General features: G+C 73.4%; 17 protein-coding genes. 12 read left to right on the top strand and 5 right to left on the bottom strand.

Annotation, left to right across the window (positions count from 1 at the left end; translation table 11 throughout):
* Positions 1 to 43: 43 nt before the first annotated feature.
* Positions 44 to 280 (bottom strand): hypothetical protein, encoded by a 237-nt coding sequence (locus RB608_RS25430; RefSeq protein WP_308090885.1) that lies wholly within the window; start codon positions 278 to 280, stop codon positions 44 to 46.
* A 132-nt stretch (positions 281 to 412) separates the two neighbouring features.
* Here RB608_RS25430 and RB608_RS25435 point away from each other — a divergent pair, with 132 nt between their 5' ends.
* The 4 genes from RB608_RS25435 to RB608_RS25450 all read left to right on the top strand — a co-directional run bounded on the left by RB608_RS25435 (position 413) and on the right by RB608_RS25450 (position 3,927).
* Positions 413 to 838, top strand: a complete 426-nt coding sequence (locus RB608_RS25435) for a Fur family transcriptional regulator (protein WP_308090886.1) — start codon at positions 413 to 415, stop codon at positions 836 to 838.
* Between the two features lie 29 nt (positions 839 to 867).
* Complete coding sequence (gene katG / locus RB608_RS25440; RefSeq protein ID WP_308090887.1) at positions 868 to 3,075, top strand: catalase/peroxidase HPI; 2,208 nt, start codon at positions 868 to 870, stop codon at positions 3,073 to 3,075.
* Positions 3,076 to 3,157: 82 nt separating this feature from the next.
* Positions 3,158 to 3,469 carry a GNAT family N-acetyltransferase gene (locus RB608_RS25445; RefSeq protein WP_308090888.1) on the top strand — a complete coding sequence of 104 codons (312 nt, stop codon included), beginning with the start codon at positions 3,158 to 3,160 and terminating at the stop codon, positions 3,467 to 3,469.
* Positions 3,466 to 3,927: a carboxymuconolactone decarboxylase family protein gene (locus tag RB608_RS25450; protein WP_308090889.1), complete on the top strand. Its 462-nt coding sequence runs from the start codon at positions 3,466 to 3,468 to the stop codon at positions 3,925 to 3,927. The genes RB608_RS25445 and RB608_RS25450 overlap by 4 nt, the downstream gene beginning before the upstream one ends.
* Here the strand turns inward: RB608_RS25450 and chrA are convergent.
* The gene (gene chrA, locus RB608_RS25455) at positions 3,912 to 5,045 is read right to left on the bottom strand and encodes a chromate efflux transporter (protein ID WP_308090890.1); all 1,134 of its coding nucleotides are present in this window, start codon (positions 5,043 to 5,045) and stop codon (positions 3,912 to 3,914) included. The genes RB608_RS25450 and chrA overlap by 16 nt on opposite strands.
* 111 nt (positions 5,046 to 5,156) lie before the next feature.
* Here chrA and RB608_RS25460 point away from each other — a divergent pair, with 111 nt between their 5' ends.
* Complete coding sequence (locus RB608_RS25460; RefSeq protein WP_308090891.1) at positions 5,157 to 7,235, top strand: PhoX family phosphatase; 2,079 nt, start codon at positions 5,157 to 5,159, stop codon at positions 7,233 to 7,235.
* Between the two features lie 8 nt (positions 7,236 to 7,243).
* Here RB608_RS25460 and RB608_RS25465 read toward each other — a convergent pair whose 3' ends face one another.
* Positions 7,244 to 8,005: a 3-oxoacyl-ACP reductase family protein gene (locus RB608_RS25465; RefSeq protein WP_308090892.1), complete on the bottom strand. Its 762-nt coding sequence runs from the start codon at positions 8,003 to 8,005 to the stop codon at positions 7,244 to 7,246.
* Positions 8,006 to 8,180: 175 nt separating this feature from the next.
* Between RB608_RS25465 and RB608_RS25470 the strand changes: the two genes are divergently transcribed.
* From RB608_RS25470 to holA, 7 genes are all read left to right on the top strand, one after another.
* Positions 8,181 to 9,857, top strand: coding sequence for an ABC transporter ATP-binding protein (locus RB608_RS25470; protein WP_308090893.1), 1,677 nt, complete (start codon positions 8,181 to 8,183; stop codon positions 9,855 to 9,857).
* Entirely contained in the window at positions 9,854 to 11,635 is a 1,782-nt protein-coding gene (locus RB608_RS25475; protein WP_308090894.1) for an ABC transporter ATP-binding protein, read from the top strand. Before RB608_RS25470 ends, RB608_RS25475 begins: the two co-directional genes overlap by 4 nt.
* A 152-nt stretch (positions 11,636 to 11,787) precedes the next feature.
* The gene (gene leuS, locus RB608_RS25480; RefSeq protein ID WP_308090895.1) at positions 11,788 to 14,277 is read left to right on the top strand and encodes a leucine--tRNA ligase; all 2,490 of its coding nucleotides are present in this window, start codon (positions 11,788 to 11,790) and stop codon (positions 14,275 to 14,277) included.
* Positions 14,278 to 14,383: 106 nt separating this feature from the next.
* A complete protein-coding gene (locus RB608_RS25485; RefSeq protein WP_308090896.1) occupies positions 14,384 to 15,253 on the top strand; it encodes a DegV family protein in 870 nt (289 codons plus the stop codon).
* Positions 15,254 to 15,414: 161 nt separating this feature from the next.
* Entirely contained in the window at positions 15,415 to 16,503 is a 1,089-nt protein-coding gene (locus RB608_RS25490) for a helix-hairpin-helix domain-containing protein (RefSeq protein WP_308090897.1), read from the top strand.
* Between the two features lie 4 nt (positions 16,504 to 16,507).
* On the top strand, positions 16,508 to 18,883 hold the full coding sequence (locus RB608_RS25495; protein WP_308090898.1) for a ComEC/Rec2 family competence protein: 2,376 nt from the start codon (positions 16,508 to 16,510) through the stop codon (positions 18,881 to 18,883).
* A gap of 60 nt (positions 18,884 to 18,943) precedes the next feature.
* The gene (holA, locus tag RB608_RS25500) at positions 18,944 to 19,915 is read left to right on the top strand and encodes a DNA polymerase III subunit delta (RefSeq protein ID WP_308090899.1); all 972 of its coding nucleotides are present in this window, start codon (positions 18,944 to 18,946) and stop codon (positions 19,913 to 19,915) included.
* A 121-nt stretch (positions 19,916 to 20,036) separates the two neighbouring features.
* On the opposite strand, the gene rpsT is transcribed toward holA, so the two are convergent.
* Positions 20,037 to 20,297, bottom strand: coding sequence for a 30S ribosomal protein S20 (gene rpsT / locus RB608_RS25505; RefSeq protein ID WP_308090900.1), 261 nt, complete (start codon positions 20,295 to 20,297; stop codon positions 20,037 to 20,039).
* 164 nt (positions 20,298 to 20,461) lie between these two features.
* Complete coding sequence (locus RB608_RS25510; RefSeq protein ID WP_308090901.1) at positions 20,462 to 21,394, bottom strand: phosphotransferase; 933 nt, start codon at positions 21,392 to 21,394, stop codon at positions 20,462 to 20,464.
* Between the last annotated feature and the right edge of the window lie 71 nt (positions 21,395 to 21,465).

The following is a 21,465-nucleotide window of genomic DNA, read 5'->3' on the forward strand; positions in this document are numbered from 1 at the left end:
CCGCCATCGGCGGGAGCCGGCCGTCCGTGTCGTCCGGGGGTGGTCAGATCTCGCTCGGCCCCCGGTGCCGGGGGTCGACGTGGAGACGGTCCCGGTCGGGGTCGGCGGGCTCGCCGGGCGGGGTGTGGTCGGTTCGGTCGGCCGTGGGATCGACGCGCTCGGGGTCGTGCGCGACGTCCTCGTTGCGCCGACGGTCGGCGACGAACGCCCAGACCAGGCCCAGGACGATGAACGCGGCGATGACCACGCCGAGGATCAGCCAGGCGGGTGAGATGTCCATGGCAGGGCAGTACCCGCCGACCGCCTCCGCAGTCGGGCCGCGCGGGCGGCGACCGTGCCGACAGCCTCGATCGGGCGGCGACACACCCCCTGCCGATCTTGACTGATTCAAGAAAGATGGCATGCTGGAGTCATGTCCGTGCCCGACTTCCAGCAGCAGCTGCGAGAGGTCGCGCTCCGGGTCACGCGGCCCCGGCTCGCGGTCCTGGAGGCGGTGCACGCGCACCCCCACGCGGACACGGAGTCGATCATCGCGTCCGCGCGCGCGCTGCTGCCCGAGGTGTCCCACCAGGCGGTGTACGACTCGCTGCACACGCTCACCGACGCCGGTCTCGTGCGCAGCATCAAGCCCGCCGGATCCGTCGCGCGCTACGAGACGCGCACCGGCGACAACCACCACCACGTGGTCTGCCGCTCCTGCGGTGAGATCGCCGACGTGGACTGCGCGGTCGGCCACGTGCCGTGCCTGACCGCCTCCGACTCCCACGGCTTCGTGATCGACGAGGCCGAGGTCATCTATTGGGGCCTCTGCCCCGACTGCACATCCCGCCCCCAGTAGGTACGACAGGTCCCCGGAAAGGTTCCCGAATGCCCGACAACAACCAGCACACAGAGCCCCTCGTCACGGAGGAGCCGCAGGACGCGCAGCAGGCGGCCGGCAAGTGCCCGGTCATGCATGGTCTGCCCCACCCTACCCAGGGCTCCGCCAACCAGCAGTGGTGGCCCAACAGGCTCAACCTGAAGATCCTGGCGAAGAACCCGGCCGTGGCCGACCCGTTCGGCGCCGACTTCGACTACAAGGCCGCCTTCCTGGCGCTCGACCTCGACGAGGTCAAGGCCGACGTCAAGGCCGTGCTCACCGACTCCAAGGACTTCTGGCCGGCCGACTTCGGCCACTACGGCCCGCTCTTCGTGCGGATGGCGTGGCACGCCGCCGGCACCTACCGCGCCACCGACGGCCGGGGCGGCGCCGGACACGGTCAGCAGCGCTTCGCGCCGACCAACTCCTGGCCCGACAACGGCAACCTCGACAAGGCCCGCCGCCTGCTGTGGCCGGTCAAGAAGAAGTACGGCAAGTCCCTCTCGTGGGGCGACCTGATGATCCTCGCCGGCAATGTCGCCCAGGAGGACATGGGCTTCCCGATCTTCGGCTTCGGCGGCGGCCGCTCCGACGTGTGGGAGCCGGACGACGACATCTACTGGGGCCCCGAGGCGGAGTGGCTCGAGGACGAGCGCTACACCGGTGAGCGCGACCTCGAGGACCCGCTCGCCGCGGTCCAGATGGGCCTGATCTACGTCAACCCCGAGGGCCCCAACGGCAACCCGGACCCGGTGGCGTCGGCCGTCGACATCAAGGAGACCTTCGGTCGGATGGGCATGACGGTCGAGGAGACCGTGGCGCTCATCGCCGGTGGCCACACCTTCGGCAAGACCCACGGCAACGGACCGGCCGAGGCCGTCGGCCCCGAGCCGGAGGCCGCCCCGATCGAGGAGCAGGGCCTGGGCTGGAAGTCCTCGCACGCCTCGGGCAAGGGCATCGACGCCATCACCTCCGGCCTCGAGGTCACCTGGACCTACCACCCGACCCGCTGGGACAACGAGTTCTTCCACATCCTCTTCGGCTACGAGTGGGAGCTCTTCAACTCGCCCGCCGGCGCGCAGCAGTGGCGCCCCAAGAACAACGGCGGCGCCGACCTGGTGCCCGAGTCGTTCGGTGACGGGAAGCGTGAGCCGCGCATGCTGACCTCCGACATCGCCTTGCGCGAGGACCCGGAGATGCGCGAGATCTCCCTGCGCTTCAAGGACGACCAGGACGCCTTCACCGACGCCTACGCCCGCGCGTGGTTCAAGCTGACCCACCGTGACATGGGCCCGAAGTCGCGCTACCTCGGCGCCGACGTCCCGGCCGAGGACTTCGTCTGGCAGGACCCGATTCCCGCCGGCACCGCGCTCACCGACGCCCAGGTCACCGGGCTCAAGAACGCGATCGCCGAGGCCGGCCTGTCCGTGTCGCAACTCGTCTCGACGGCGTGGGCCTCCGCGTCGACGTACCGCAGCTCCGACAAGCGGGGTGGTGCCAACGGCGCCCGCATCGCGCTGGAGCCGCAGCGGTCCTGGGCGGTCAACCGCCCGGCCGAGCTCGCGCCGATCCTGGCGACCCTGCAGGAGATCGCGACCGCCCACGGTGCCTCGCTGGCCGACACGATCGTGATCGCCGGCTCCGTGGGTGTCGAGCAGGCCGCCGCCGCGGCGGGCGTGAACGTCACGGTCACCACCACCACGGGGCGTGGCGACGCCACGCAGGAGCAGACCGACGTCGAGTCGTTCGGCTACCTCGAGCCCAAGGCCGACGGCTTCCGCAACTACCTGCCGAAGTCGAGCAAGTACCCCAGCGAGTTCGCGCTCGTCGACCGCGCCAACCTGCTGGGCCTCAGCGCGCCGGAGCTCACCGTCCTCATCGGCGGCCTCCGCGTGCTCGGCACCAACTGGGACGGCTCGGACCTGGGTGTCCTCACCGACCGCGTGGGCGAGCTGACGAACGACTTCTTCGTCAACCTGCTCGAGCTCGATACGACGTGGACCGCCGTCGACTCCTCGGAGGAGGTCTTCCGCGGCGCCGCCGAGGACGGCCGCACCTGGACCGGCAGCCGCAACGACCTGGTGTTCGGCTCGAACTCCGAGCTGCGTGCCCTCGCCGAGGTCTACGCCAGCGACGACGCCAAGGAGAAGTTCGTCCGCGACTTCGTCGCCGCCTGGACCAAGGTCATGGACGCCGACCGCTGGGACCTGCGCTGACCGTGTGACCCCCTGACCGGAGGCCGCCCCGTGCCGGGGCGGCCTCCGTGTCTTTTCGCCGTTCGACCGGCAGGATGGGTGCATGAGCGAGGCTCCGGACAACAGCGGCATCACCTACGTCCACGTCCCCGAGAGGCGCCGCTACGCGATCCGCGACGGCGAGACGCTCGCGGGCTTCACGCAGTACCGGCTGCCCGACGGCGTGCACGTCGACTTCGTGCACACCGAGGTCGACGACGCGTACGCCGGCCGCGGACTCGCCGGCGAGCTGGTGACCATGGCGTTGGCCGACGTCCGGGCGCAGGGCAAGCGGATCATCGCGCACTGCCCCTATGTCGCGAAGTGGCTCACCAAGCACCCCGAGTACGACGACATCAACGACCCGGTGGCATGAACCACCCCGCGACCGCTCCGCTCTTCCTCGACAAGGCCGTCCCCGCCGCGTACGCCGCCGCGACCGACCTCGCCCGCGAGGCCGGCATCGCGGCCGAGTCCGCCGGCCTCGACCGGCTCCTCGTCGAGCTGGTCAACCTGCGGGTCTCGCAGCTCAACGGCTGTGCCTTCTGCATCGACCTGCACCAGCGGCGCGCCGTGCGGGCGGGGGAGTCGGAGCGACGGCTCGCCCTGCTGCCGGCATGGTCGGAGACCGGCCTGTTCACCGTGCAGGAGCGGGCCGCGCTCGCCCTGGCGGAGTCGGTCACCCTGCTGCCCGACCCGGAGCAGCGCCGTCGTACCGAGGGGGAGAGCCGCACGGTGCTCGGCGACGACGCCTTCGCCGCGGTCGCCTGGGTGGCGCTCACGATGAACACCTTCAACCGGATCTCGATGACCAGCCATCACCCGGTCAGGTAGCGGAGCACCCCCACCACCGCGCCGGCCGCGATGAACCAGGCGCTGTTGAGCCGGGTCCGCCACAACAGGACCAGCGTGCCGGCCGCCAGGACGACGGTGAGGACGTCGACCAGGCCGGTGCGACCCAGCTGGAGGGCCACGCCCGCCATCAGCGCCAGGGCGGTGGCGTTGAGCCCGTCGAGCAGCGCCGCCGTCCAGGCGCGCGAGCGCAGCCAGTCGGTCAGCCGGGTGAGCAGGCCGACGAACACGAACGACGGCAGGAAGATCGCGACGGTCGCGACCACCGCACCGGGCAGGCCCGCGACGAGGTACCCGAGGAAGGTCGCGGTGGTGAACACCGGTCCCGGCGTGACCTGGCCGATCGACACCGCGTCGAGGAGCTGCTGCTGGGTGACCCAGCCGAGGCGGTCGACGAAGTCGCCCTCCAGGAACGCGATGAGCACGTACCCGCTGCCGTAGAGGACCGCCCCGATCTTGAGCATCGTCCAGAACAGCTCGGGCAGGCGGCCGTCAGGAGGCGCCGCCAGGGCGAGGAGGGGGAGGCCGAGCAACGCGTGGTCGCCACGGCGCGCGAGGGCGCGGACGGCGTGCGCCAGGGCGGCGACAACCGCGCCGCCGAAGAGGACGGCGAGCTCCGGCGTGCCCAGCAGGTACGCCGCCAGCGCGACTCCGGCGAGCAGCGCCAGCCAGCGGGAGGCGAGGACCGTCCGGGCCAGGCCGACCAGCGCCCAGACCACGATCGCGACGACGACCGGCACCACGCCGTACAGGACGGACCCGATGGCGGGCGTGTCGCCGTACTCCACGTAGGCCCAGGCCAGCACGCCCACCATCAGTGCCGCGGGCAGGATGAAGCAGACACCCGCCGTCACGAGACCGCGCCAGCGGGCCCGGTCATGGCCGAGGTGGATGGCGAGCTCGGTGGAGTTGGGCCCGGGAATCAGGTTCGTCGCGCCCATCAGGTCCGCGAAGCGCTGGTCGCTCACCCAGCCGCGGCGGCGGACCAGCTCCTCGCGCATCAGCGCGATGTGGGCTGCGGGACCGCCGAAGGCGATCAGTCCGAGACGCAGGAAGACGGCCGCCACCTCCCGCGGCGATCCTGCCGGCCGTGGGTCCATGCGGCTCATCATGCCGGTCCCGATCGGGCCCCGCGCACGTGGCGTCCCGCCTTCACCGGCGCGTCACCGACGGGTCGGGCGGCGTTCACCGCGCTCTGGTCGCCTACCACCATGACCTCTGTGCGTCCCGAGAACCGGCCGTTGCTCGCCCTTGCTGCCGAGGGCACTCGGCACGGCTCGCGCTCCCACATGACCTGCTTCTTCCGGTGCGGGAACGCATGTGACCAGCCGGAGCCCAACCCGACCGACCACGTCCACATCCGGGACGAGATCGCGAAGGCCGTCGGCCGCCGCAGCTTCCTGCGTGGCGGCACCATCACCGCCGGTGCGCTCGTCGTCGGCGGTGTCGTCCAGTCCGGCGGCCTCGCGGCCGCGGCGACCCAGGCGCCCCGCCGGCCGGGCGCGCCGACCGGGCACGGCGCGCTCCGCCAGGCCGCCTTCGCTCCCGTCGAGCCCAACAAGCGCGACGCCTTCGTCACCGCGAAGGGCTTCGACCACGATGTCGTCATCCGGTGGGGCGACCCGGTGGTCAAGGGTGCCCCGGAGTTCGACGCGCACACCCAGTCGGTCGCCTCCGCGCGCCGGCAGTTCGGCTACAACTGCGACTACGTCGGCCTCCTGCCCCTGGACGAGGACGAGGCGCTGCTGGTGGTCAACCACGAGTACACCGACGAGAACCTCATGTTCCCGACGGGTGCCTACTCCGCCGACGACATCAAGCGGATCGCGATCGCCAGCCACGGCATGTCGGTCGTCAAGCTGCGCCGCCACAAGCCGGCCGGCTCCTGGAAGCGCGCCGGCCTCGGCCACTCGCGGCAGAACCGCCGTCTCCACGACGCCACGGTCTTCGAGCTCACCGGCCCGGTCGCCGGCGACGCGCGCATGCGCACCAGCGCCGACCCGACGGGTCGGAACGTTCTCGGCACCCTGAACAACTGCGCCGGCGGCACCACGCCGTGGGGCACGGTCCTCTCCGGCGAGGAGAACTTCAACCAGTACTTCGACAAGGGCACGGGGCTCGATCCCCGCTACGCCGCCGAGTACGCGCGATACGGCATCAACGGCTCGGGCAAGGGCTGGAGCAGCGTCGACCCGCGCTTCGACCTGTCGAAGGAGCCGCATGAGCCGCACCGCTTCGGTTGGATCGTCGAGGTCGACCCGTACGACCCGACCTCGACACCGCGCAAGCACACCATGCTGGGTCGCTTCAAGCACGAGGGCGCGAACGTCGCGCTCGCCGGGGACGGGCGCGCGGTGGCCTACCTGGGCGACGACGAGCGCGGCGACTACCTCTACAAGTTCGTCTCCACCGGCAGGTACGACGCACGAGGTACCCGGGCGGCGCGGGCGAACAACCTCGACCTGCTCACCAGGGGCACGCTCTACGTCGCCCGGCTGGTCGGCGACGGCACCGAGGACGGCGTCTTCGACGGCACCGGCACCTGGATCCCGCTCACCACCGACACCCAGTCGTTCGTGCCCGGCATGTCGGTCGCCGACGTGCTGCTCTTCACCCGCCTCGCCGCGGACAAGGTCGCCCCGACCAAGATGGACCGTCCCGAGGACGTCGAGCCGAACCCGGTCAACGGCAAGGTGTACGCGGCCCTCACCAACAACTCCAACCGCGGCACCGCCTCGATGCCGGTCGACGAGGCGAACCCCCTGGCCGGCTCGCAGGTCCGGGCCAGCATCGGCGCGCCGTTGACCAATGCCAGCGGCAACCGCAACGGCTACGTCCTCGAGATGACCCCGGACGGCGGCGACCACGCGGCGACCACCTTCACCTGGGACCTCTTCCTGGTGTGCGGCGACCCGGCCGCGCCGGAGACCTGGTTCGGGGGCTTCGACAAGTCCAAGGTCAGCCCGATCAGCTGTCCCGACAACGTTGCCTTCGACTCCGCCGGCAACCTGTGGATCTCCACCGACGGCAACGTCCTCGGCAGCAACGACGGTGTCTTCCGGGTGCCGGTCGCGGGGCCGAACCGTGGCCAGGTGCAGCAGTTCTGCACCGTGCCCAAGGGGGCCGAGGCGTGTGGGCCGCTGATCGCCGACGACGATCGCTCGCTGTTCGTGGCGGTCCAGCACCCGGGCGAGATCGACGGTGCCACCTTCGAGAACCAGGCCAGCACCTGGCCCCACACCGACGCGTTCCCGCGCCCGTCGGTGGTCGTGGCGTTCAAGTCCCGCTGACGGGTCGATCAGGTGATGGTGAGACCGCCGTCGACGGCGAGCGTCTGGCCGGTGACGTAGCCCGCGGCGTCCGAGGCGAGGAAGACGACGGTCGCGGCCAGCTCGCGGGCGTCGCCCTTGCGGCCGGCGGGGATCCGCTGCTTCTGCGCGTCGAGATAGCCCGGCGGGTAGGTGTCGGTCATCTCGGAGGCGAAGAAGCCCGGCGCGATGGCGTTGACCCGGATGCCCTTGCGGCCGGTCCACTGCTGCGCGAGGTCGCGGGTCAGCCCGATGATGCCGGCCTTGGAGGCGGCGTACGCGGCCTGGGGGAGCCCGGCGGTGGTGATGCCGAGCACCGAGGAGATGTTGATGATGCTCGAGCCGGGCGCCATCACCCGGCCGCAGGCCTGGGCCATCCAGTAGCTGCCGTTGAGGTTGATGTCGATGACCTGGCGGAACTCGTCCGGCGTCTCGCGCGTGGCGGGTACGGCGGTGCCGATGCCGGCGTTGTTGACGAGGATGTCCACCCGGCCGAGCTCGGCGACGGTGGCGTCGACGAGGGCCTGGCAGGAGGCGGGGTCGGCGACGTCGGTCGCGACGCTGAGGGCGCGGCGGCCGGTGGCCTCGACGAGGGTGGCGGTGTCGGCGAGCCGGTCGACACGGCGGGCGCCGAGGGCGACGTCGGCGCCGGCCTCGGCCAGGGCCTTCGCGAAGTCGACGCCCAGGCCGGAGCTGGCGCCGGTGACGACGGCGACCTTGCCGTCGAGGCGGAACAGGTCGGTAACGGTCATGTCCGCACGTTAGTGGGTGGCGTCGGCCGGCCGGGATGTGGACCTGGGGGGCCGCCGGGTCACACCCTTAACTAAGGTACGCCTTACTCATCGTGAGAGGGCCTGATGATCCGACGTCCTTCCCGTGCGCCGCGCCCGGTCGCCGACGCCCCGCCGACGCTTGCCCGGGACAGCCATGTCTGAGCCGACCTTTCCCGAGGCGCGTGGCCTGCTGCGCGACGCGGTCACCGCCCAGCCGTGGCGGGTCACGCTCGCGACGGTGTGCGCGATCGGCCACCAGACGGGCGAGGCCCTGGTCCCGGTCGTGGTCGGCCTGGCGCTCGACCGCGGTGTCAGCGCCCGCGACGACCGGGCCCTGGTGCTGTGGCTCGTCGTGCTCGCGGCGACCTTCGCGCTGCTGTCGTTCTCCTATCTCTGCTTCGACCGTACGGCGACCCGGGTGGTCGCCGACGCCGAGGTCACCCTGCGCGGCCGGGTCGCGGCCCACCTGCTCGACGTACGCGGTGTCGGCCCGCACGAGGCGGGCTCCGGAGGGCTCGCCGAGGTCGCCTCCTCCGACGTCCGGGCGGTCGCCGAGACCTCGGGCGTGCTGCAGATGTTCGCCGCCGGGCTGGCCGGCATGATCGTCGCCGTCGTCGCGCTGCTGCGGATCCATCTCGTCGTCGGTGCCGTCGTCGTGGTGGGGGTGCTGCTGGTCGCTGCGCTGCTGCACCGGGCCTCCGCGATCCTGGAGCGCCGGATCGTCGCGGACCGCCGCGCCGGTGCGGAGGCGGCCGACGCGGCGTCCGACCTGCTGACCGGCCTGCGGGTTCTCAAGGGACTCTCCGCGGAGGACGCCGCGAGCCGGCGCTTCCGACTGGTGAGCGGTCGCGCTCTCGTCGCCTCCCTGCGCAGCGCCCGCGCGAACGCAGGGTTCGAGTCACTCGCCGCCCTCGCCCCGGCCCTCCTGGTCGCGGCCACGGTCGCCGTCGCCGGCGCGCTGGCCCTCGACGGCCAGCTGAGTCTCGGGGCCCTCGTCGCGGCGCTGGGCCTGGCCCAGTTCCTCGCCGGGCCGCTGCAGATGGTCGCCTACACCTTCGCCGAGCTGGCGACCGTGCGCGCCGCCGCCGCCAGGGTCGCGGGGGTGCTCCAGAGCACCCCGCCGGCGTACGGCGACGCGGACGTGCCCTCCGACCCGCAGCCCGTCGAGGTGGACGGTGCCGTGCTCGGGCTGGCCGGCCAGACCCTGCGGCTGCGGGCCGGTGCGGCCACCGGCGTCGTCGGAACCCCGGAGCAACTGGAGCGCCTGGCCGCCGCGCTGACCGGCGAGCCCCGCCCCGACGGCGACCTGGCCCGGCTGGGCGACCTGCCGCTGAGCGCGGCCGAGCCCGCCGCCCTGCGTGCCGCCCTGGTCGTCGCGCCGCATGACGTGCGGCTGTTCACCGGCACCCTCGCCGCCAACGTCGACGGCGCCGGACGGGATCCGGAGCTGGTGGCGGCGGCGCTCGACGCGGCCGCCGTCACCGACGTCGTCGGGGTGCTGCCGGGCGGCCTCGACGCCGAGGTCGGCGAGGGTGGCCATCTGCTCTCCGGCGGCCAGCGCCAGCGGGTCGGCCTCGCGCGGGCGCTCGCCCTCCGGGCCCCGACCCTGGTCCTGCACGAGCCGACCAGCGCCGTCGACTCCGTCACCGAGGCGCTCGTCGCCGAGCGCCTGACCGGCCTCCGGGCCGGCCTGACGACCATCGTCCTGACGACCAGCCCGGTGCTGCTGGATGCCTGCGACGAGGTGGTCTGGCTGACCGACGGCATGCCCGCGGACACCCACCACGCCCTGCTCGACCGCGCCGGCTACGCGACGGCGGTGCTGCGATGACGACCCCGACGGGTCCGCACCCGACCGCGCTGATCGGTGTCGCCTCCGGCCGCGCCACCCTCCGCGAGCTGCGCCGGATCCTGCGCCCGCGCGCCGGACTCGCGGCAGCCGCCCTGCTGATGATGGTCGTCGCCGCCGCGGCGGGCATCGCCGTCCCGGTCGTGATCGGCCGGGTCGTCGACGAGGTGCTCGCGCCGGGCGCCGACGGCGGCTCCGTCGCCGTCCCGGTCGTCACCCTGGTGGCGCTGGCCGCGCTCGCGGGCGTGGCCGGCCTCGTGGCCGAGCTGCTCATCGCCCGGGTCGGCGAGCCCGCGGTGGCCGAGCTGCGCGAGGACGTGCTCGACCACGCCCTGCACCTGGAGTACGGCGTGGTCGAGGACTCCGGCACCGGCGATCTGCTCGCCCGGGTCAGCCAGGACGTGCGGGCGCTCGCGGACGTCGTGCGGGCGGTGCTCAGCCGGTTCGGGGGCGCCGCGATCACGCTCGTCCTGAGTCTGGTCGGCCTGGCCGTGGTCGACTACCGGTTCGCGCTGGCCGCGCTGCTCGCCGTACCGATCCAGGTGTGGGCGACGCGGGGCTACCTGCACCTGGCCGGTCCCACCTATCGCTCCCTGTCCCGCGCGGAGGGCGCCGAGGTGCAGCAGCTCCTCGAGTCCGTCCAGGCCAGCGGGACGGTGCGGGCGCTCGGGCTCGGTGACCGGCACCGCGCCACCGTCCGGAGCCGGGCGCTGACGACTCGCGGACTGCGCCTGGACGCGGTCCGGATGCGGACGGTCTTCTTCCAGCGCCTCAACCTCGCCGAGTACGTCGGGACGGGCGCCATCCTCGCCGTCGGCGGGTGGCTGGTGGCACGCGACGCGGTGACGGCGGGCGCGGCGACCGCGGCGGCGCTGATGTTCATCCGGCTCTTCAACCCGATCAACATCGTGCTGGCGCTGCTGGAGGACGTGCAGTCGGCCGCGGCCGGCTTGGGCCGCCTCGTCGGCGTTCTGGAGGTGCCGCGGCGGACGGTGCCGCCGGGCGGGGTCGAGGTCGCCGACCGTTCGGTGACCTTCAAGGGCGTGGGGTTCGGCTACCACCCCGACCACCCGGTGCTCCACGACCTCTCCCTCGAGATCGCGCCGGGGGAGCGGCTGGCGGTGGTCGGCGCGAGCGGCGCCGGCAAGAGCACGCTCGGCGCGCTCGTGACCGGGCTGCGGCTGCCGACGGACGGCACGGTCTGGCTGGGCGGTGCGACGACCGCCGAGCTGGCACCCGAGGTGCTGCGGCACACGGCCGCGCTGGTGACCCAGGACGTCCACCTCTTCCGCGGCAGCCTGCGTGACGACCTGCTCCTCGCCGCACCCGACGCGACCGACGCCGAGCTCGCCGCCGCGCTCGACCTGGTCGGCGCCCGCTCCTGGGTCGCGGCGCTGCCCGAGGGCATGGACACCCCGATCGGCGCGGGCGGGCATCCGCTCACCGCGCTCCAGGCCCAGGAGGTCGCCCTCGCCCGGCTGGTGCTGGCCGACCCGCCCGTGGTCGTGCTCGACGAGGCGACGGCCGAGGCCGGGAGCGCCGGTGCGCGGCAGTTGGAGGAGGCGATCGAGCGGGCCACCGCCGGGCGTACGACGATCGTCGTGGCCCACCGGCTCAGCCAGGCCGCGCGGTGTGACCGGATCGCCGTCATGGAGGACGGCCGGCTGGTCGAGCTCGGCACACCCGAGGAGCTGACGGCCGCCGGGGGCGTCTACGCCCGGCTCTGGGCGGCGTGGGCCCGGGGGTCGGCGGAGGAGTAGGATGAGGGTGTGCGGATGATCCTGCTCCTTACCTAGCCGCGTCGGCGACCAGACCGGTCGACGCGGCGGCCCCTCCCTGGCGAGGGGCTTTTGCATGTCCGGAGCGTGGTCTGCGCGACAACGGGGTGCGGGACCGAGACGAGAGAGTTGAGATGAGCAGCGAGAACGACGTCCACTACGACGTCCACGCCGTCGAGGAGAAGTGGCTGCCGGTCTGGGAGTCGCTCGACCTCTTCCGTGCCGACGACGCGGCGGTGACCTCGGGGACCAAGGAGAAGCGCTACGCGCTGACGATGTTCCCCTACCCGAGCGGAGACCTGCACATGGGTCACGCCGAGGTCTTCGCCATCCACGACGTGATCTCGCGCTACTGGCGGCTGCGCGGCTACGAGGTCCTCAACCCGATGGGCTGGGACTCCTTCGGCCTGCCCGCCGAGAACGCCGCGATCAAGAACGACGAGCACCCAGCGACGTACACCTACGCCAACATCGAGACGCAGTACGCGTCGATGAAGCGCTACGGCGTCAGCTTCGACTGGTCGCGCCGGCTGCACACCTCGGACCCCGAGTACTACAAGTGGACCCAGTGGCTGTTCCTGAAGTTCCGGGAGAAGGGCCTGGCCTACCGCAAGAACTCGCCGGTCAACTGGTGCCCCAACGACCAGACCGTGCTGGCCAACGAGCAGGTGCTCGCCGACGGCACCTGTGAGCGCTGCGGCGCCGTGGTCACCAAGCGTGAGCTGACCCAGTGGTACTTCAAGACCACCGAGTACGCCCAGGAGCTCTACGACTGCCTCGACGACCTGCAGGGGTCGTGGATCGGCAAGGTCGTCAACGCCCAGCGCAACTGGATCGGCCGCTCCGAGGGTGCCCACGTCACCTTCGACGTCGAGAACCACGAGCCGGTCACCGTGTTCACCACGCGGCCCGACACCCTGTTCGGTACGACGTTCATGGTCGTCGCCGTCGACGCCAAGCTGGCCGAGGAGCTGGTCACCGACGAGCACCGCGCCGACTTCGAGGCCTACCGCGACGAGATCCGCAAGGCCAGCGACATCGACCGGCTGGCCACCGACCGGCCCAAGACGGGCGTCTTCCTGGGCGTCCACGCGACCAACCCGCTGACCGGCGAGAAGCTGCCGGTGTGGGCGACCGACTACGTGCTGGCCGACTACGGCACCGGCGCGGTGATGGGCGTGCCCGGTGGCGACCAGCGCGACTGGGAGTTCGCCACGACGTTCGGCCTGCCGATCGTGCGGACCACGCAGCCGCCGTCCGACTGGGAGGGCGAGGCGTTCCACGGTGAGGGGCCGGCGATCAACTCGCCCGCTGCCGGCGTGACGTCCGGCCTCGACATCAACGGGCTGCCCGTCGCCGAGGCCAAGAGCGCCACCATCGCGTACCTGTCCGAGCAGGGCAGCGGCGAGGGCACGGTCAACTTCCGGCTGCGCGACTGGCTGCTGTCGCGCCAGCGCTACTGGGGCGCGCCGATCCCGATCATCCACTGCCCGGTCGACGGCGAGGTCCCGGTCCCCGAGGACCAGCTGCCCGTCGAGCTGCCCGAGCTGCGCGGCGCCGACCTGAAGCCCAAGGGCACCTCGCCGCTGGGCGCGGCGACCGAGTGGGTCAACGTCAGCTGCCCGCAGTGCGGCGGCCCGGCCACCCGCGACACCGACACGATGGACACCTTCGTCGACTCGTCGTGGTACTTCTTCCGCTACCTGTCGGCCCACGACGACACCCAGGCGTTCGATCCGGCGCTGGCCGAGGCGTGGGGGCCGATCGACCTCTACATCGGCGGCGACGAGCACGCCGTCCTGCACCTGCTCTACGCGCGCTTCTTCACCAAGGTGCTGCGCGACATGGGCCTGATCGACTGGGACGAGCCGTTCTCGGCGTACCTGTCGCAGGGCAAGGTCATCAACAACGGCCGCAAGATGAGCAAGTCGCTGGGCAACGGCGTCAGTCTGGGGGGACAACTTGCGGAGTACGGCGTCGACGCGATCCGGCTGACCCTGGTCTTCGCGAGCCCACCCGAGGACAACGTCGACTGGGCCGACGTCTCGCCGGCCGGCTCGGCCAAGTTCCTGCAGCGGGCGTGGCGGCTGGCGGGCGACGTCACGTCGTCGCCGGGCGCGGACGTCGCCGAGGGCGATGTCGCGCTGCGCAAGGTCACCCACAAGACGGTGCACGAGGCCGCGCAGCTGCTGGAGTCGTACCGCTTCAACGTGGTCGTCGCGCGCGTCATGGAGCTGGTCAACGCCACCCGCAAGGCCATCGACTCGGGGTGCGGTCCGGCCGACCCGGCGGTCCGGGAGGCCACCGAGACCGTCGCGATCCTGCTGTCGCTGGTGGCGCCGTTCACCGCCGAGGAGATGTGGGCGCGGCTGGGCCACCCGCCGTCGGTCGCCCAGGCCTCGTGGCCCGTCGTCGAGCCCGCGCTGCTGGTCGACGACGCCGTCACGGCCGTCGTCCAGATCCAGGGCAAGGTGCGCGGCCGCCTGGAGGTGTCGCCCGACATCAGCGAGGCCGATCTCGAGGCGGCGGCGCTCGCCGACCCGGCCGTGGTCAAGGCCATCGACGGACGCGACGTGCGCAAGGTGATCGTCCGGGCGCCGAAACTCGTCAACATCGTCGTCTGAGCCTGCGCGTCGTACCCGGCATTCGGGTCGTGGATCTCCCGATTCAGCGACCCGAATGCCGGGTACGACGGGCGCCGGCCCGGGCCGCAACCGCTAATCTCGGCGCATGTCGATCGTCGTGGTCACCGACTCGACCTCGACCGTCCCGGCCGAGGTCGCCGCGGTCGGCGGGGTGCACGTGGTCCCGCTGCAGGTGGTCATCGACGACGATGTCTACGACGAGGGCGCCGAGGAGGTCACGCCCGAGCGACTCGCGGTCGCGCTGAAGGAGAAGCGCGCCGTCAGCACCTCGCGCGCCTCCCCGGCGGTGTTCGCCGAGCTCTACGCGCGGCTCGCGGCCGAGGGCGCGAGCGAGATCGTCTCCGTGCACCTGTCCGCCGAGGTCAGCGGCACCTTCGAGTCCGCCCTCGTCGCCTCGCGCGAGGCTCCGGTCCCGGTGACCTGCGTCGACACCCGGCAGGTCGGGGTCGCCACGGGGTACGCCGTCGAGTCCGCCCTCGGCGTGGTCGAGGCAGGGGGCACGGCGGCCGACGCGGCCGAGGCCGCCCGCCAGCGGGCCGCCTCGGCGACGTCGCTGTTCTATGTCGACACTCTCGAGTACCTGCGCCGAGGCGGCCGGGTCGGTGCCGCCGCCGCCGTCTTCGGGGGCGCGCTGGCGGTCAAGCCCCTGCTCGGCATCGTGGACGGCGTGATCTCGCCTCAGGCGAAGGTCCGCACCGCGGCCAAGGCGATCGCCCGGCTCGAGGCGCTCGCGGTCGAGGCGGCGGGGGAGCAGCAGGTCGAGGTCTGCGTCGCCCACCTGGCCGCCGCCGAGCGCGCCGAGGCGATGGCGGCGCGGCTGGTCGAGCAGGTCGGCGAGCGGCTGGTCCCCGCCCGCTCCGGTGAGCCCGTGCGCTGCGTCGAGCTCGGCGGGGTGCTGGGCGCCCACGTCGGTCCCGGCATGCTCGCGATCTGCGTCGCGCCGGTGCTGGCGTAGACGCCGGGGGCGACCGGGCCGCTCGTCGAAGGCTGCGCACGGGCCACCGTGGTCCCGCTGCGTGACCTCGTTCCTCCCCAGGCCGGGGGCCGCCGGGGCGCTGTCCACAGACGACCGTGCCGCTCCGGCCCCGTCATCGGCCACGAACCTAGCGTGCCTCCATGCCCGTACGCCGCCCCGCCGCCCGTCCCGATCCGCCCGGTGCCGATGCCGCCGCCCGCCGCCTGGCGCTGATCGCGGCCGACCTGGGCGCCGGTCGGTCGACCGCTGCGTCCCGGACGGTCGGCGAGGCGACATCCGAGGAGGCGACGCCGGGCACGGTCGGGTCCGCGGTGGGGGACGCGGCCGAGCCGTGGTGGGCCGACCACACCCGCGTGGTGGCGCGGGTGCCGGCGGACGGGGCCCGGTCGGCGGGCGTGGCGGTGCCTGAGGGATCCGGGCCTGGGGGATCCGGGCCTGGGGGATCCGGGCCTGGGGGATCCGGGCCGGGGGCGGCGATGCAGGAGGGGGCGCCCGCCCTGCCGGTCCCCGGGCGCCATGCGGCCCGTCGCCGGCGTGGGCGCCCGAGTCCGCCGGCGGGGCTGCTCCCTCGCGCGGTCCGCCTGCCGGCCCTCGGCATGCCCCAGGTCGCGGTCGTGGCCATCGCGGTCGCTCTCGGGCTCGCGGTCACCACGTGGTGGGTGCTGCGGGACCGGCCCGCACCTCTCGAGCCGGTCTCCGCCGAGCCCGCCGCGCCTCTCGTGACCGCCCGCGCCCCGGTCGGCGGCGCATCTCCGCCCCTAGCCGACGGCACGGAGTCCGCGCAGGCCACCTCGACCGTCACGGTCGACGTCGCGGGGAAGGTACGGCGCCCCGGCATCGTCGTCCTCGACGCGGGGGCCCGCGTCACCGACGCGGTCGCGGCGGCCGGCGGCGCCCGCAAGGGAGTCGACCTGACCCCGCTGAACCTCGCCCGGGTCCTCGTCGACGGCGAGCAGGTCCTGGTCGGCGCGCCAGCGGCCACGCTGTCGTCCGGGGCCGCCGCGATCCCGGGGGCGAGCGGCGGTGGTGCGCCCGGGCCGCTCGTCAACCTCAACACCGCCGCTCAGGCCGAGCTGGAGTCACTGCCACAGGTCGGACCGGTCACGGCGCAGGCGATCATCGTCTGGCGCGCGTCCCGCGGCGGGTTCACCAGCGTCGACGAGCTGCTCGAGGTCGACGGCATCGGAGACAAGACCCTCGCCCAGATCGCCCCGCACGTGACGGTGTGACGCCATGATCCCGACGCCCACCCCCGCCACGGAGCTGCCGTCCTCCCGCCGTGCCGCCGCCGTCCCTGACCTGCGGATGCCGCTGCTGGGAGCGGCGGCCTGGCTCGGCGGCATCGCCGCACAGCGCTTCGGCGGCGCGGCCTACCTCGGGCTCGTCGTCCTCGCCGGTGCCCTGGCCGGTCCGGCCGTCGTCGGGAGGGCTCGCCCGCCCGACGGGGTGCTGCGGTTGGCGGCGACTGCCCTGCTCGTCGCCGGGGCGGCCGTCACCGGCACCGTGCTGCGCCACGACGCGGTCCGCGGTTCGCCGCTCCGGGACCTCGCGGCGGAGCGGGCCACGGCCGACATCGTCGGCACGGTGGTGTCGGATCCCCGCTCGATCGAGGGTCGTTCCGGGCCCCAGGCGGTGGTCCGCGTCCGGGTGCGGGAGCTGACCGCGCGCGGCCATCGACTGCGCACCGGCGGCGCGATCGTGCTCATCGGCGACCCGGCCTGGACGCGGACCGCCCTCGGCGAGCGGGTGCTCGCCGAAGGGCGCCTGGCGGTCTCCGACGACCCCGGCACTGCCGCCCTGCTCGTCGGCGCCCGCGCCCCGGTCCGGATCCGAGGGCCCGATCCCTGGTGGCGCGCCTCGGCGGCCGTCCGCGCCTCGATCCGGCAAGCCGTCGCCCACCGGCCGCCTGACCAGGCGGGCCTGGTCCCGGCACTGGTCGACGGCGACGACGCCGGGCTTCCCGAGGAGGTGGAGCAGGACTTCCGGACCACCGGCCTCACGCACTTGACCGCGGTGAGCGGCACCAACCTGACCCTCGTCGTCGGGTCGCTGCTGCTGCTCGCCCGCGCCGTGGGGGTGCGCCGGCGCTGGCTCACCGTCGTCGGCCTGGCGGGGATCGTCGGCTTCGTGCTGCTCGCCCGCACCGAGCCGAGCGTGCTCCGAGCGGCGGTGATGGGCACGGTCGGGCTGTTCGCCTTCGGCCCCGACGGGCGCCGCCGCGGGCTGCGGGCCCTGGGCGTCGCCGTGGTCGGCCTGGTCCTGGTCCAGCCGGACCTCGCGGTCGCGGCCGGGTTCGCGCTGTCGGTGCTCGCCACGGGCGGGATCGTGCTGCTCGGCCCTCCACTGACGCGGGCGCTCGCGCGATGGCTGCCCGGCGGCCTGGCCGAGGCGGTCGCCATCCCGACGGCGGCTCAGCTGGCCTGCACGCCGGTGATCGCGGGCCTGTCCGGCGAGGTGAGCCTGGTGGCGATCGTCGCCAACCTGCTGGCCGGACCTGCGGTCGCGCCGGCCACCGTGCTCGGGCTGACCGGCGGACTGGTCGGTCTGCTGTGGCCCTGGGCCGGCCGGCTGTGCGGCACGGCGGCCGGGTGGAGCGTCGGCTGGATCATCGCCGTCGCCGAGCACGCCGCCGACCTGCCCGGCGCCGCGGTCGGCTGGGGGAGCGGCGCGCTCGCGATCGGTCTGCTGACCCTGATCTGCCTGGTGATCGCCGTCGGGCTGCCCTGGCTGGTCCGGTCGCGCACGGTGGGCGTGCTCCTCGCCGTGCTCCTGCTGCTCGTCGTGCTCGGGGTGCCGGGCCGGCTCTGGTCCACGATGTCGGGCGCCTGGCCACCGCCCGGCTGGGTGCTCGTCGCGTGCGACGTCGGGCAGGGCGACACGCTGGCCGTGTCGGTCGGCCCCCGGTCGGCCGTCGTGGTCGACGCCGGGCCCGACCCGCGGGCCGTCGACGACTGTCTCGACGCCCTCGGGGTCGAGCGAGTGCCGCTGGTCGTCCTCACCCACTTCCACGCCGACCACGTCGACGGGCTGAGCGGAGTCCTCGACGGGCGCCGGGTCGGCGGGGTCGAGACGACCGCCGTCGCGGACCCGCCGGGCGGGGTCGGGCTGGTCCGGCGCGCGACGGATGAGGCGGGGATCCCGGTGGCGACCGCGCCGTACGGCTCCACCCGACGCATCGGCGACGCGATCCTGCAGGTGCTCCATCCGGACCTGCCGGCGACGGTCGGGGGTCCCGGCGACGGCAGCACCGCCAACGACGCGAGCGTGGTGCTCCTGGTCGAGACGGCCGGGCTGCGGCTGCTGCTCACCGGCGACCTGGAGCCGCCCGGGCAGGCGGAGGTGGCGGCGCTGGCGCGCGACCTCGACATCGACGTGCTCAAGGTCCCGCACCACGGCAGCTCGCACCAGGACCTCGGCTGGCTGACCGGGCTGCGTCCCGAGATGGCGCTGGTCTCGGTGGGCGCCGACAACGACTACGGCCATCCGTCGACGTCGGTCGTGCGCGCGCTGGAGGACGCCGGTGCCCGGGTGCTGCGGACCGACCGGGACGGCGATCTCGCGGTCGTCGCCGACGGTGCGGGCGGGCTCCGTGCCGTCACGCGGCGCTGAGCCGAGCTGTGGGTGACGGGTGGCGAGGACCGTGTCGCAGGGGTGTGGGAAGGTGGGCGCATGCGGGCCGAGGACGTGCTGGGTCGGGTCATCCTGGTCACCGGCAAGGAGGAGTTCCTCGGAGCCCGGACAGTCGAGGACGTCAAGGCGGCCGTGCGCGGGCACGATGCCGAGGCGGAGTTCGCCGACAGCGCGGCGGCCGACCTGACCCTCGCCACGCTCGGGGAGATGGCGGCGCCGTCGCTGTTCTCCGCGGTGCGCTGCGTCGTGGTCCGCGGCCTGGAGAACCTCCCGGACGAGTCCGTCGACGGCGTGCTCGGCTACGCCGCCGCGCCGGTCGAGGACGTCGCGCTGGTCCTCGTCCACGGTGGCGGCCAGAAGGGCTCCGGCGTGTTGGCCAAGCTCCGCAAGCTGCCGGCCGTCACCGAGCACAAGTCCGAGGAGCTCAAGGCGTCCGACTACCCCGGCTTCGTCGCGGGGGAGGTGCGCCGGCTCGGCGCCGGGATCGACCGCGAGGCCGCCGACGCGCTGATCGAGTCCATCGGGCGCGACCTGCGATCCCTGGCCGGTGCCGCCCACCAGCTGACCAACGACTTCCCGGGTGAGCGGATCAGCGAGACCCAGGTCCGGCGCTACTTCGGCGGCCGAGCCGAGGCCAAGTCGTTCGCGGTCGCCGACGCGGCGTTCGCCGGCCGCGACCGGGCCGCGTTGGAGGAGCTGCGCTGGGCGCTCGACTCCGGGACGGCGGCCGTGCTGATCACCTCCGCCTTCGCGGGCAGCGCCCGCGGCCTGGCCCGACTGGTCAGCGCCCCGCGCGGGATGCGCGACGCCGACCTGGCCCGCGAGGTCGGCGTTCCCCCGTGGAAGCTGCGCTCGCTGCGCGACCAGGCCCGGGGCTGGACCGACGCCGGGCTGGCCCGGGCTATTCGCGCCGTCGCCCAGGCCGACGCCGACATCAAGGGCGCCGCCAGCGACGCGTCCTACGCCCTCGAGCGGCTGGTGCTCACGGTGACCAGCCTGCGCCAGCGTTGAGTTGCCACTTTCTCACTGTTGAGATGCCAAAGAGCGGCGGTCAATGACCGCCGCTCTCGTATCTCAACAGTGAGAAAGTGGCAACTCAACGCGGCTCCGGACCGGAGCCAGCAGGGTGGTCTCAGAGAGAGGCGGCCTGCTTCGCGATCGACGACTTGCGGTTCGCGGCCTGGTTCTTGTGGATGACGCCCTTGGAGGCGGCCTTGTCGAGCTTCTTGCCGGCCTCGCGGGCCAGGGTCGCGGCGCTGTCCTTGTCGCCGGCCTCGGCGGCCTCGCGGAACTTGCGGATCGCGGTCTTCAGGCCGGACTTGACGGCCTTGTTGCGCTCGTGGCGCTTCTCGTTCTGCTTGTTGCGCTTGATCTGGCTCTTGATGTTCGCCACGTGTACTCGCCTCTGTGTCAGGTGGGGGAAATGCTGGTTCTGGTCCGGAGCGCGCCTCGGTCGCCGTGCTCCTGACCACCCCGGCTTCGTCAGCGGAGGGCGGGCAGGCGGGAACGCGGAGACGCGACCAGCAAGGCTAACAGCGGGTCGACATCGCGCCCAAATCAGCGTCCGCCCGACCAGCCGCGCCGCTCGGCCAGCCAGTGGTCGATCACGTCGCGCTGCCAGGCCTGCGCGGCACGCAGGTGCGGCGACGTGGCCGGGACCGGCTGCTGGGCGCTCGCGGTGAAGTAGCCGAGGATCAGGGCGAGGAAGACGTCGATGTGCTCGTCGGGAACCGTTGCCAGCAGGGGGTGCGCCGCGATGTGGACGTCGACGTCGAGTCCGTCGCCCCGCGGCCCGATGAGCAGGAGCAGCGAGTCGAGCCAGGCGGCGCCGACGATCGGCCAGTTCCAGTCGCACAGGAGCGCGGTGCCGTCGGGGCGGACCAGGATGTTGTCGTCGCGGATGTCGGTGTGGACGAGGGTGTCGCCGGCGACGACCTCGGGATAGCGCTCGGCGAGCGCCCGGATCTCGGCTCCGCGCGGGTGGACGACGCGGTCCCACAGCGCCGGCCACGAGGCGAACTCGTCGACCGCGCTGTCGAGTGCGGCTCCGGGGGCCGGGGTCAGGACCGCCGCCATCGCCACGGCCATCGCGGAGGCGGCGGCCAGGTCGTCGGGACGCCACGGTCGGTACGGCGCCCGCGCGTCGACGTACTCGGTGGCGAGCAGGCGCCAGTCGGCGACCTCGTCGGTCCACAACAGTCTCGGAGCCGGTACGACGGCCGGCAGCGCGGCGAGCTTGCGTGCCTCCTCGCGGTACGCGTCGGCGAAGACCCGCTGCGCCTTGACCGAGGCCGCCTTCACGAACGCCCGGGTGCCGTCGGCGCAGGTCAGCACCGACGCGAAGCCCGGCGTGAACCCGCCGTCCTGCGACACCGCATCGACCACGGGGGAGCCGAGCCGCTGCTCCACCGCGCGGCGCACGAGAGGCGGCAGGTGCGCCCAGGCCAGGCGGCGAGCGGTCCGGCCGTGCGGGATGAGGGTGGGGAACACGCCGCCCATCATGGCCGACCGCCCGTGATGCGTCCCGGACGGTGCAGGTCCGGGTTTAGCGAACCGGAGCG

It is taken from the genome of Nocardioides sp. LHD-245, assembly GCF_030929495.1.
Taxonomy (GTDB): Bacteria; Actinomycetota; Actinomycetes; order Propionibacteriales; family Nocardioidaceae; genus Nocardioides.